Raw genomic sequence first — 12,155 nt, 5'->3', positions numbered from 1 at the left:
GCATGATTACGGTTTCCAAAGACGTCTTCCCGCTCGCGCAGGTCTTCACCATCTCGCGCGGCTCACGCACCGAAGCGCAGGTCCTGACCGTCCGCGCAGGGCGGGGCTGGGGTGAATGCGTGCCCTACGCGCGGTATAGTGAAACGTTGGAGAGTGTGACGGCTCAGATCGAAGCGCTCCCCAAAGATGTGACGCCCGCCACGTTGCCAGAGCTTCTCCCCGCTGGCGCCGCCCGCAATGCCGTCGATTGCGCCTTGTGGGATCATGCCGCCAAAACCGCAGGCAAGCGGGTGTGGGATCTGGCTGGTCTGCCCATGCCTGGCCCTGAAATCACCGCCTATACGCTTTCACTCGATACGCCCGAGAAGATGCAAGCGCAGGCTGCACAAAACGCGCACCGCCCGCTGCTTAAGATCAAGCTTGGCACGCCTGACGACATGCCCCGCCTTGAGGCAGTTCGCAAAGGGGCGCCCACCGCCCGTATCATCGTGGATGCCAATGAAGGCTGGACGGCAGAGGTCTATTCCGACCTTGCCCCGCATCTGGTCCGCCTTGGCGTTGAGCTGGTCGAACAACCGTTGCCTGCTGGCGATGACGACATGCTGTCCGAGATCGCAAGGCCCTTGCCCGTCTGCGCAGATGAAAGCTGCCATGATCGCGCCAGCTTGCCTGCGTTGAAGGGCAAGTATGATCTGGTGAACATCAAACTGGACAAGACAGGTGGGCTGACCGAAGCACTCTTGCTCAAGAAAGAGGCCCAGGCCCAAGGCTACGGTGTCATGGTCGGCTGCATGGTCGGCAGTTCGCTTGCCATGGCGCCTGCCACGCTTCTTGCGCAAGGTGTGGCGTTTACCGATCTTGACGGGCCGCTGCTTCTGGCCGAAGACCGGGACAACGCTTTGCAATTTGATGACGCCGGAGTGCACCCGCCTGAGGCAGTACTCTGGGGCTAGGGAGACGATCATGAGCCGCACCGTTTACGTCAATGGAGACTACGTCGCCGAAGAGGATGCCAAGGTCTCTGTCTTTGACCGCGGCTTTCTGTTTGCCGATGGCGTCTATGAGGTCACCAGCGTTCTGGGCGGCAAGCTGATCGATTTTGATGGTCACGCCAAGCGGCTTGAGCGCTCTTTGACGGAGCTTGAGATGACCTCGCCGGTGACGATGGACGAGCTGTTGGAAATCCATCGCCAACTCGTCGAACGCAATGATGTCGAAGAAGGCATGGTCTATCTGCAGATCACGCGCGGCGCCGCGGATCGCGATTTCGCCTATCCCAAGGATGCGACGCCGACGATTGTGCTCTTTACCCAAGAAAAGAACCTGATCGAAAGCCCTGCGGCGAAGACCGGGATGAAGGTCATCTCGATTGAGGATCAGCGCTGGGGCCGTCGCGATATCAAAACGGTGCAGCTGCTCTATCCGTCCATGGGCAAGATGATGGCCAAAGCCGCAGGTGCCGATGATGCCTGGATGGTCGAGGACGGATTTGTGACCGAAGGCACCTCCAACAACGCCTATATCGTGACGAAAGAGGGTGTTCTTGTGACCCGCCATCTTGGCAACGAGATTTTGCACGGTATCACCCGCGCCGCCGTTCTGCGCTTTGCCCGCGAAGCCCAGATGAAGGTCGAAGAACGTCCTTTCACGGTCGAGGAAGCCAAGAATGCAGCCGAGGCGTTTATCACCTCTGCCTCCACCTTCGTGATGCCGGTCGTCGAGTTTGACGGTGACGCCATTGGGGAAGGCACACCCGGCCCTGTGGCCGCCCGCCTGCGCGAGATTTATCTGGACGAAAGCCAGAAGAAGGCGGTCTGAACGCCGCATTTGCCGCTTCCGGTGTTGCAGGCGCGGACGCTCTGTGGTGACGTAGTGATGATATCAACGGCGCGACCCACTTCGGGGCGTCCGGTCAACCTCAGGAGAGACCTCATGACCAAAACAACACTCACCACTATCGCCCTGATGACTGCTGCCGCTCCGGCACTTGCCCATGGCGATCATGGCACGGGTCTTGAGACCGTGCTGCATTTCGCGCTCAGCGCCGATCATCTGCTTGGCGCTGTCGTTGGTGCTGTCCTGACACTGGTTGTCATCGGTGGGCTGAAGTGGCTGCGCCGCGCGCGCTGATCCAGCAACATTCATCCAGACATATTCAAAGCCCGCGCTGAGCCTACAGCGCGGGCTTTTTCGTGTCTGACAGGCGGTCCGGGGGCTTGCCTCAAACCGTTTGCGAAGACGCGCTTTGTGGCGCTCATAAGGCAGTGACCGCCTCAGATGCGCCTCAAATCCGACATAGTTTGGGGTGTATCCCCTTGACATACGGTAGTCCAATGCCTGCATAAAGGGTATGAAACAGACCAATGTCCGCCAGTTCTTCCAGCAATTCCCCACAGATGAGGCTTGTCTTGAGCATTTGTTTAACGTCCGTTTTGGTCAGGGCCATGTCTGCCCCAAGTGTGAGCGTGAGGCTAAGTGGTATCGCCTGACCAATGAGCAGGCTTTCTCCTGCCAGTGGTGCGGTCACCACATTCATCCGATGGTTGGCAGCATTTTTGAAAAGAGTCGGACGCCCTTGCAGCTTTGGTTCTATGCGATTTTCTTGTTCACCACGTCCAAGCATGGCGTCAGCGGCAAGGAATTGCAGCGTCAGCTTGGCGTCACCTACAAGACAGCGTGGCGCATGGCGAAGCTGATCCGCGAACATATGGCTGCGGTAGACGGTGAAGAGCCTATTGGCGGCGAAGGCGTGGTTGTTGAGGTCGATGAGACTTTTGTGGGCGGCAAGACTACCGGGATGGACTGGCGCAAGCGCAAGAGCGTCGTTATGGCGATGGTAGAGCGCGATGGCACCGCGATTGCCAAGGTGGTTCCAGACCAGACACGCGGCTCTCTCAAGCCTCAAATCCTCGCCAACGTAGAGAAAGGCTCAGAACTACATACTGACGAACTGCGGGCCTATCAGAAGACGTTCCACCCTGCGGAATACACTCACAAGACAGTGAACCACGGTCAGGGTGAATATGTGGCCGAAGACGGTACCACGACCAACCAAGTAGAGAACTTTTTCCGCCACCTAAAAAACTCAATCTCAGGGACGCACATCAGCGTGTCGCCCAAGTATCTTGAGACCTACGTCAAAGAATTTGAGTACCGCTTCAATCGTCGGATGCGTCCTGAGACGATGCTGGGCGAGTTGCTTTCCCGCTTCCCTGAGTTGGACGCTTAATCACGGCGTCCAGCTTGTCGAGGTCACCTTCTGGGCCTGCCTCGTGCTCTTTGATGAAATCTTCAAGTCCTTGTTTTCTTGCTTCTCTAAGGCTGGTCACGTCGGAAGCCCAAGCCGGATGGACATTGCGGTAGGGGACACGCCGAATGTGTTCGCAAGGCCAGATACTGTCGAATTGCCTTGCTCCATTTCCTTTTGAATCAAGTCCATTGGCATCAAAAGGGCGGCAGCAAACTTATTTGCTTCTACCTCTTGCTGATTGCTCATGTTCTCAGAGCGCAACAGGTAGTTGTCTTCATTGCGCTCCCCAACAGCATCCCTGTGAAGAACAAAGTGACCAAGTTCGTGTGCCGCCGTGAACCGTTGACGATAAGACGGCTCATCAGAGTCCACAAAGATGACAAACCCAGATTGTGAACCATAGGACGGATCCCGCAGCAATACGCCAGACACTTTGTCCGCCAGTTTCGCTGAGAAGACCTGCACGCCCAACCGACGAGCCGCTTCCAGCACATCAACAGGAGCGGTTTCGGTAACCGATCTGATCTCTGCTGGTATCATTATTTCGCCTCCGGTGCTTGCGGGAAGGGATCTGGATCATCCCCGGACGGTTCCTCAGTTAGGTTGGCCAGGATTACCTTCTCACCAACACGAGACTTTACCTCCTGACGAACGTTTTTTTCGAGAACATTTGTGAACATTTCACTCTTAATATACTCATCAATGGCATCTTTTGCAATTTTTTCGGCTCGACGGCGCGCTGATCTGGCAATGAACCCCCAACCAAATAAGGCGATCAAAGCGATGATGATTGCAAACACCGCCAATACCCACATTGAGAGATTGAGAAGTGTATCAATCGACGTAAGGGCGCGATCAGCAACGTCCAAAGCCTTTGTTTGCTCAGTTTCGAGTGCGTCCTTGAGTTCTTGTATGGAAGCCACAGTTACCCCTCAAATTCTTGTGGGTAACACTGTGCAGCAATTGGAGGATTCTGCAACTACGTATGCTGAGGGGATACACCCCCATAGTTTTGCCGGAATCCTTTGCTGATTGGTTAACAATTCAACGGGCAGTGGGGTGTATTTGATATGCTGCCTAGGGGTTTCTGACGATTTTCAGAGGAACGGGACATGACATTGGAAATCGCATTTGTCTTTCTATGCCTTGCGCAGATTGTGCATTTTTCAAGACGCTGGTTTGTCTTGAGCGCTGATCTGCTGGAAAACTTTCGAGATACTCAAAGGCGCAAGGCCGTGGACTGGCGCGCGGGACAGCCTCGCGTGAAGCGCAAACCAAGTTTACTGTCGGAAGTCTTCAAGAAGCCGCGCGCGCCGTACTAGCGCAACGCTGCGACCCCTCATCCGTGCTCTTTATGGCTGACCTCAAACGCCGCTTTCTGAGCGTCATTCGCCTCGGTCTGATACTTCTCGCGCCACTCTGCGTAAGGCATCCCGTAAAACGCTTCGCGGCCTTCTTCTTTTGACATCTCGATGCCGCGCGCGTTGGCGGCTTCCTGATACCAGCGCGATAGGCAGTTCCGGCAGAAGCCCGCCAGGTTCATCATGTCGATATTCTGCACATCCGTGCGCTCTGCCAAATGGGCCTGCAGGCGGCGAAAGGCGGCGGCTTCAAGCTCAAGTTTGGTCTGGTCATCCATCAGTCATCTCCCTTAAAGGCCCGTTTCGGCCAAGACACGGATCAGCAATGGCGCGAGCCGGTCGGCCCAGTATTGCTGTCCCTTTGCATCAGATATGAGGTCGTTGCGCAGTTCGATCAATATGTTGGGATGACCTGCGCTAAGCGCGTGACGATCCACAGCGTCTCCGGGCAGGTGTCCCGCGTAGGGCTGGTTCTCGCCCACGGTCAGATCGCCCTCGGCCCGCAAGGCCGCAATCAGTGGATGCGCCAAGCGTGCGTCAGTGGCATAAAGCACACCCACTTCCCACGGTCGTGGAGAGCGGCCATTCAGCCGAGGCGTGAAGCTGTGAATCGCCAGCATTACCGGGTCGGGCCGCTGCATCAATTGGGCCAGAGCCGCATGATAAGGACGGTGATACGCGTTGAGCCGCGCCTCTATATCGGCGAGGATCACGTTGCGATTGGCCGGAATAATGGTGCCGTCATAGAGCCGCATTAGCAGCGTCGGATCATCCTCGCCGCGATTGGGATCAATCACCAGCCGCGAAAAGTTCGACAGGATTGCGGGGCTGTCCAGATGCTTGGCCAGTGCCTTTGTCACACCGGCAGCGCCCACATCATAGGCGATATGGCGGGCCATGTCGGCCTCAGGCAAGCCAAGCGTGCCGCCCAGTTCCGGCGGCACTGTGTTTGCCGCATGGTCGCAGGTCACAACCCAGCGGCCGGGCCGCTCGGCCCCTAAAATCTCAAATGGTTGATATGTCATTCGCGTGTCATCCCGTTCCCGCATTTGATAGGTCAGTTGTGGTGGGAATGGAATTGCGCGATAAGCACTTAAACCGACGTTAGCGGTAACAATCCGGGATGTAGAATGAGACGACTGAGAAATGTGAAAATCGTGGCGACGCTGGGACCGGCCTCCAACGATTACGAAATGATCCGCAAGCTGCATGAGGCCGGGGCCGATGTGTTCCGTCTGAACATGAGCCATGGCGATCATTCCGAGATCAAAGCCCGTCACGAGATCATTCGTCAGGTGGAAAAGGATCTCGACAGCCCGATTGCCATTCTGGCCGACCTGCAAGGCCCCAAGCTGCGTGTCGGCACTTTTGCCAATGGCGAAGAAGAGCTGGTCGAAGGGGCCGCGTTCCGCATGGATCTGGATGAGGCCGAGGGCGACGAAAGCCGTGTGCGCCTTCCGCATCCGGAGATTTTCGCAGCCCTTGAGGTGGGCGCGCATCTGTTGGTGAATGACGGCAAGATCCGTCTGGAAGTGACCGCTTGTGGCGCGGATTTCGCCGATTGCGTGGTGATCGCAGGCGGCACAATCTCGAACCGGAAAGGCGTGAACGTGCCGGATGTGGTGCTGCCACTGGCCGCTCTGTCGGACAAAGACCGCGCCGATCTGGAGTTTGTCTGCCAGTTGGGCGTCGATTGGCTGGCGCTGTCCTTCGTGCAGCGGGCCGAGGACGTGAACGAGGCGCGCGAGCTGGCACAAGGGCGCGCTGCGATCCTGTCGAAGATCGAAAAACCTGCTGCCGTGAAAGCGTTCAACGAAATCCTTGAAGTGTCGGACGGGATCATGGTCGCGCGGGGCGATCTGGGCGTAGAACTGCCTGTGCAGAACGTGCCGCCGATCCAGAAGCAGTTGATCCGGAAATGCCGGGCTGCGGCGAAGCCGGTAATCGTGGCGACCCAGATGCTGGAAAGCATGATCGAAAGCCCGATGCCCACCCGGGCCGAGGTCTCGGACGTGGCGACGGCGATCTATGAAGGTACTGACGCGATTATGCTCTCGGCGGAATCTGCGGCGGGCAGCTACCCGATTGAGGCGGTGACCACGATGAACAACGTGGCGATCGAGGTTGAGGATGATCCGACCTATCAGGAGATTATCGAGGCGTCCCGCACCGCCAATCGCACGACCGTGGCCGACGGCATCGTCGCTGCAGCGCGCGAAATTGCCGAGACGACGGATGTGAAAGCGATCTGCTGTTTCACGCAATCTGGCACCACCGCACTGCTGACCGCGCGCGAGCGCCCGCGCGTGCCAATCATCGCGCTGACCCCGCTGGTGGGCACTGCGCGCAGGCTTTGTCTGAGTTGGGGCACCAACGTGTTTCTCACCGGGGGCGATGTCGAGCGGTTCAAGATGGCCGTTGTCGGGGCAGCCCGTGCGGCACGTATGATGGGGCTGGCCGAAGAGGCCGATCAGATCGTCGTGACCGCCGGTGTGCCGTTCAACGTGACCGGTTCCACCAATATCCTCAGGGTTGCGCCTTGTGAAGAAAGGTTGATTTTCCGCACTGATCCTGAATGATAGAGTCCATTCTTCACCGCGTAACGTGGTTTAAATGGATAATGATCTTCTTTTTGTGATTGGCCTGGTCTTAGGCGGATTTTCTATTCCCGCAATTTTGTCGGCCCTGTCGGATGGCCGCGCGCCGCGCGTGGCCACGATCGTTGTGGTCCTGTCCGGGGTGATGGTGGTCTATGCGATCTCGAATAAACCGGGTGGCTATAAGATTAACGAAATCCCGGAAGTCTTCGTCGACGTCGTTGGCCGCTACATCCTTTAAATTAGGACTTGCCCTGAACCCGCGCCCTTCGTATACGGCGCGCCTGAGTTCGTGCGTCCGGCCCAAGCGGCATGCCGAGTCGCGCGTAAAGCGAACCTGAACGTAGGAGACGGAAATGCCCAAGATGAAGACAAAGTCGAGCGCCAAGAAGCGCTTTAAAGTGACGGCGACCGGTAAGGTCCTGGCTGGTCAAGCTGGCAAACGCCACGGCATGATCAAGCGCACCCGCAAATTCATCCGCGACGCACGTGGCACGACCACGTTGTCCGCTCCCGATGCCAAAATCGTCAAGGGCTTCATGCCCTATGACCGCTAAGTCGAAGGAGATTTGAGATGCGCGTTAAAGGTGGCACCACAACCCATGCCCGTCACAAGAAAGTAACGGATGCCGCGAAAGGCTATTACGGCCGTCGCAAAAACACCTTCAAGGTGGCCCGTCAGGCCGTCGACAAGGCAAACCAATATGCAACCCGTGACCGCAAGAACCGCAAGCGCAACTTCCGCGCTTTGTGGATCCAGCGGATCAACGCAGCTGTGCGCAGCCATGACGAAGCGCTGACATATTCGCGCTTTATTAACGGTCTGACGCTGGCTGGCATCGAGGTGGACCGCAAGGTTCTGGCCGATCTGGCCGTGAACGAGCCGGACGCATTTGGTGCGATTGTTGAGAAAGCACAGGCGGCGCTGGCTGCCTGATCCGTCGGGATCGGTTCTGAAAGATTGAAGCGCCGCTCCTGAATGGGGCGGCGTTTTTGGTTTTGAGGTATTGCGCCGCGGCTTCGCCTGCGTCGCGATGCTGGGGGGATTTCATCCCCCCAGACCCCCCTAGGATATTTTGAAAAAGCGAAAGAGGGGTGGGCTTGCTTTGGCCGCTGTCGCTTAGTAGCAGGTTTGCAACGAATTGGAGGGTCCGATGGACGATCTCAGAGACAAGTATATTTCGGCGATTTCCGGTGCTGCAGACGAGGCCGCGCTTGAGGATTTGCGCGTGCAGGCCGTTGGCAAAAAGGGCGAAGTGTCCTTGAAGATGCGCGAATTGGGCAAAATGACGCCCGAAGAGCGTCAAGTGGCAGGCCCTGCGCTGAATGCGTTGAAGGACGAGATCAATTCGGCTTTGTCGGCCAAGAAGGCAGCGCTGGCGGATGCGGCGTTGAACGAGCGGTTGAAGACTGAGTGGCTGGATGTCTCCTTGCCAGCGCGGGAGCGGCGGGTTGGGACGATTCATCCGGTGTCCCAGGTGTCGGAGGAAGTGACGGCGATCTTCGCTGATATGGGATTTGCTGTGGCCGAAGGTCCGCAGATCGAAAGCGATTGGTATAATTTCGATGCTTTGAACATTCCGGGCCACCACCCCGCACGGGCCGAGATGGATACATTTTATACGCATCGCGCCGAGGGCGACAATCGCCCACCCCATGTGTTGCGGACTCATACATCTCCAGTGCAGATCCGGTCGATGGAGGCGCAAGGCGCGCCCATTCGCGTGATTTGTCCGGGTCGTGTGTATCGCGCCGATTACGACCAGACCCATACGCCGATGTTCCATCAGGTTGAGGGTTTGGCGATTGATACCGATATCTCGATGGCGAACCTGAAATGGGTGTTGGAAGAGTTCTGCCGCGCGTTCTTTGAAGTGGACGGCGTAGAGCTGCGCTTCCGCGCCTCGCATTTCCCGTTCACCGAACCTTCGGCCGAGGTCGATATCCGGTGCAGCTGGGAAGGCGGCACGCTCAAGCTGGGCGAGGGCGACGACTGGCTGGAGATTTTGGGCAGTGGTATGGTGCACCCGAAAGTGCTTGAGGCGGGTGGCATTGATCCGGCCAAGTATCAGGGCTTTGCCTTTGGTATGGGGATCGACCGGATCGCGATGCTGAAATACGGCATCCCCGACCTGCGCGCGTTCTTCGACAGCGACCTGCGCTGGCTGCGCCATTACGGGTTTGCCGCGCTGGATCAGCCGAGCTTGCAGGGCGGGTTGTCGCGCTAGATGCGCCTTCGCCACGCCGTCATCGCCCTCCTAACGCTCGTTGTCATTGCCCACGTCTTCCTGTGGCTGTCCGACCGGATGCCGTTTGAAACGAAATGGCGGCTGACAGTGATTAATGCGCTGGGCTGGGCCGCTGTTTTGATCCCGGCCTATGGCGTCGGTAAGTGGCTGGATCATCGCTTTCCGGATCGCGACAAGACCAAGGACTGACCCGCTCTTTCCCCCGCGCATGCAATCGGATATGCCCTGCCCAAACCCGCCCCGATAGGACGAAATGCTATGAAATTCACGCTGAGCTGGCTCAAGGATCATCTGGAGACCGATGCGTCTTTGGACGATATCCTTTATGCGCTGACCGATTTGGGATTGGAGGTCGAGGGGGTCGAGAACCCGCTGGACCGGCTGGCTGATTTTACCATCGGCAAGGTCATGAGCGCGGAAAAGCACCCAGATGCGGACAAGCTGAAGGTCTGTCAGGTCGCCACCGACGCGGGCGAGACGCAGATCATTTGCGGTGCGCCGAATGCGCGGGAAGGCATCACTGTGGTGATCGCCAAACCGGGGGTTTATGTGCCGGGCATTGATACCACGATTGGCGTCGGCAAAATCCGTGGGATCGAAAGCTACGGCATGATGTGTTCCGAGCGCGAGATGGAATTGAGCGAGGAGCATGACGGCATTATCGAGCTGCCCTCGGGCGAGGTTGGGGATCGCTTTGTCGATTGGTTGGCCGCGCATGACCCGTCGAAGGTTGATCCGGTGATCGAAATTGCGATTACGCCGAACCGCCCCGATGCGCTGGGCGTGCGCGGGATTGCGCGCGATCTGGCGGCGCGTGGTTTGGGCGTGATGAAGGCGCGGGATTGCGATCCGATCAAGGGCAGCTTCCCCTGCCCGATCAACGTCACGATTGATGCGGATACGCTGGATCAGGCGCCTGTTTTTTATGGCCGCGTGATTAAAGGTGTGAAGAACGGGCCGAGCCCTGCGTGGCTGCAACAGGCGTTGAAAGCCATCGGGTTGCGCCCGATTTCGACACTGGTCGATATCACCAACTTCTTCACCTATGACCGCAACCGCCCGCTGCATGTGTTCGATGCGGACAAGGTGCAGGGCGATCTGCGGGTGCACCGCGCCAAGGGGGGCGAGACGTTCCTTGGGCTGGACGAAAAAGAATACACGCTGGCCGCTGACATGACCGCGATTTCCGATGAGAACGGCGTTGAAAGCCTTGCCGGGATCATGGGTGGGCTGGACACGGGCTGCACCGAAGAGACGGTGAACGTCTTTGTCGAGGCTGCGTTCTTCGATCCGATCCGCACCGCCTATACGGGCCGCGCTTTGAAGATCAACTCGGACGCGCGGTATCGGTTTGAGCGCGGGATTGATCCGGCGTGGACGCCCGTGGGCCTTGAGCATGCGACGCGGATGATCCTGGACTTGTGCGGTGGGGAAGCCTCGGATGTGGTGGTTGCGGGGGAAATCCCCGACCATTCGCGCGCCTACAAGCTGGACACGGCGCGGGTCGAAAGCCTTGTCGGGATGAGCCTGCCTGCGGATGAGCAGCGCGCGTCGCTCGAAGCGTTGGGCTTTGTGATGGATGGCGACATGGCGCAAGTGCCGTCCTGGCGGCCTGATGTGCAGGGCGAGGCTGATCTGGTGGAAGAAGTCGCGCGGATTGCGTCGCTGACCAAGCTGGAAGGCAAGCCGCTCAAGCGCGCCCATGCGGGTGTGCCAAAGCCGATCCTGACGCCGATGCAACGTCGCGAACAGGCCGCACGGCGGACCGCTGCGGCGCTGGGTTATAATGAATGCGTGACCTATTCATTCATCGACAAAGCTTCGGCCAGCCTGTTCGGCGGCGGTGATGATGCGACGATGCTCGAGAACCCGATTTCCTCGGAAATGAGCCATATGCGGCCTGCGCTGTTGCCCGGCTTGCTGCAAGCGGCTGCGCGCAATCAGGCGCGTGGCTTTAACAACCTCGCGCTGTTCGAGGTGGGTGCGGCCTTCCACGGCGGTGAGCCCGGTGAGCAGAATTTGCAGATCAGCGGTTTGATCGTGGGTCAGACTGGCCACAAGGATGTGCATGGATCGCAGCGCCCCGTCGATGTGTTCGACGTGAAGGCGGATGCCGAGGCTGTGCTGGCCGCTATCGGTGCCCCTGCCAAGGTGCAAATTCTGCGCGGTGCGCCGGAGTGGTGGCATCCGGGGCGGCACGGGATGATTTGCCTTGGGCCCAAGAAAGTGCTGGGCGTTTTCGGTGAATTGCATCCCAAAGTGCTGCAAGAGATGGACGTTAAAGGCCCTGCGATGGCCTTCACCGTTTTCCCTGCCGAAGTGCCGCTACCCAAGAAGCGCACGACCTCGCGCGGGGCGCTTGCGATGACCGATCTGCAAGCGGTCGAGCGGGATTTCGCGTTTGTCGTGGATGGAGACGTCGAGGCTTTGACATTGGTAAACGCCGCCGCCGGGGCCGACAAAGCGCTGATCGAAGAGGTGCGCGTGTTCGACGAGTTCATCGGCGGATCACTGGGTGAGGGTAAGAAATCGCTCGCGATCACGGTGCGCTTGCAGCCGACAGACGCAACTCTCAAGGACGCGGATATCGAAGCCGTCAGCGCCAAGATCGTCGAGAAGGTGACAAAGGCCACGGGCGGCACATTACGCGGATAGGGTCGAAATTCGGCCCATCCGCGCTATATCTGTGATAACGCAA

General features: G+C 58.3%; 15 protein-coding genes. 11 read left to right on the top strand and 4 right to left on the bottom strand.

What is annotated here, in order from left to right; translation table 11 throughout:
- Window positions 1–2: 2 nt before the first annotated feature.
- The 4 genes from dgcA to KUW67_RS08490 all read left to right on the top strand — a co-directional run bounded on the left by dgcA (window position 3) and on the right by KUW67_RS08490 (window position 3,229).
- Entirely contained in the window at window positions 3–953 is a 951-nt protein-coding gene (gene dgcA, locus KUW67_RS08505; RefSeq protein ID WP_224824873.1) for an N-acetyl-D-Glu racemase DgcA, read from the top strand.
- A 10-nt stretch (window positions 954–963) separates the two neighbouring features.
- The gene (locus tag KUW67_RS08500) at window positions 964–1,818 is read left to right on the top strand and encodes a D-amino-acid transaminase (protein WP_224824872.1); all 855 of its coding nucleotides are present in this window, start codon (window positions 964–966) and stop codon (window positions 1,816–1,818) included.
- A 114-nt stretch (window positions 1,819–1,932) separates the two neighbouring features.
- On the top strand, window positions 1,933–2,130 hold the full coding sequence (locus KUW67_RS08495; protein WP_224824871.1) for a hypothetical protein: 198 nt from the start codon (window positions 1,933–1,935) through the stop codon (window positions 2,128–2,130).
- 220 nt (window positions 2,131–2,350) lie between these two features.
- Complete coding sequence (locus tag KUW67_RS08490) at window positions 2,351–3,229, top strand: IS1595 family transposase (RefSeq protein WP_224824870.1); 879 nt, start codon at window positions 2,351–2,353, stop codon at window positions 3,227–3,229.
- A 96-nt stretch (window positions 3,230–3,325) separates the two neighbouring features.
- On the opposite strand, the gene KUW67_RS08485 is transcribed toward KUW67_RS08490, so the two are convergent.
- From KUW67_RS08485 to KUW67_RS08470, 4 genes are all read right to left on the bottom strand, one after another.
- Window positions 3,326–3,790, bottom strand: coding sequence for an ImmA/IrrE family metallo-endopeptidase (locus KUW67_RS08485; RefSeq protein ID WP_224824869.1), 465 nt, complete (start codon window positions 3,788–3,790; stop codon window positions 3,326–3,328).
- Entirely contained in the window at window positions 3,790–4,173 is a 384-nt protein-coding gene (locus KUW67_RS08480) for a hypothetical protein (protein ID WP_224824868.1), read from the bottom strand. Before KUW67_RS08480 ends, KUW67_RS08485 begins: the two co-directional genes overlap by 1 nt.
- Before the next feature lie 416 nt (window positions 4,174–4,589).
- A complete protein-coding gene (locus tag KUW67_RS08475; RefSeq protein ID WP_224824867.1) occupies window positions 4,590–4,889 on the bottom strand; it encodes a DUF1244 domain-containing protein in 300 nt (99 codons plus the stop codon).
- 12 nt (window positions 4,890–4,901) lie between these two features.
- A complete protein-coding gene (locus KUW67_RS08470; protein WP_224824866.1) occupies window positions 4,902–5,636 on the bottom strand; it encodes an N-formylglutamate amidohydrolase in 735 nt (244 codons plus the stop codon).
- 105 nt (window positions 5,637–5,741) lie between these two features.
- Between KUW67_RS08470 and pyk the strand changes: the two genes are divergently transcribed.
- The 7 genes from pyk (at window position 5,742) to pheT (ending at window position 12,112) form a co-directional block, all read left to right on the top strand.
- A complete protein-coding gene (gene pyk / locus KUW67_RS08465) occupies window positions 5,742–7,190 on the top strand; it encodes a pyruvate kinase (RefSeq protein WP_224824865.1) in 1,449 nt (482 codons plus the stop codon).
- 34 nt (window positions 7,191–7,224) lie between these two features.
- Window positions 7,225–7,449: a hypothetical protein gene (locus KUW67_RS08460; RefSeq protein WP_224824864.1), complete on the top strand. Its 225-nt coding sequence runs from the start codon at window positions 7,225–7,227 to the stop codon at window positions 7,447–7,449.
- 115 nt (window positions 7,450–7,564) lie between these two features.
- On the top strand, window positions 7,565–7,765 hold the full coding sequence (gene rpmI / locus KUW67_RS08455; RefSeq protein ID WP_014873788.1) for a 50S ribosomal protein L35: 201 nt from the start codon (window positions 7,565–7,567) through the stop codon (window positions 7,763–7,765).
- A 17-nt stretch (window positions 7,766–7,782) separates the two neighbouring features.
- A complete protein-coding gene (rplT, locus tag KUW67_RS08450; protein ID WP_224824863.1) occupies window positions 7,783–8,145 on the top strand; it encodes a 50S ribosomal protein L20 in 363 nt (120 codons plus the stop codon).
- 217 nt (window positions 8,146–8,362) lie between these two features.
- On the top strand, window positions 8,363–9,436 hold the full coding sequence (gene pheS / locus KUW67_RS08445) for a phenylalanine--tRNA ligase subunit alpha (protein ID WP_224824862.1): 1,074 nt from the start codon (window positions 8,363–8,365) through the stop codon (window positions 9,434–9,436).
- Window positions 9,437–9,646, top strand: a complete 210-nt coding sequence (locus KUW67_RS08440; protein WP_224824861.1) for a phenylalanyl-tRNA synthetase subunit beta — start codon at window positions 9,437–9,439, stop codon at window positions 9,644–9,646.
- Window positions 9,647–9,715: 69 nt separating this feature from the next.
- Window positions 9,716–12,112 carry a phenylalanine--tRNA ligase subunit beta gene (pheT, locus tag KUW67_RS08435; protein ID WP_224824860.1) on the top strand — a complete coding sequence of 799 codons (2,397 nt, stop codon included), beginning with the start codon at window positions 9,716–9,718 and terminating at the stop codon, window positions 12,110–12,112.
- Window positions 12,113–12,155: the final 43 nt, after the last annotated feature.

Source organism: Cognatishimia sp. MH4019, from assembly GCF_020177595.1.
Lineage (GTDB): Bacteria > Pseudomonadota > Alphaproteobacteria > Rhodobacterales > Rhodobacteraceae > JAHTBL01.
The sequence above is the reverse complement of the archived record's forward strand: the minus strand, read 5'-3'. Positions and strand labels throughout refer to the sequence as shown.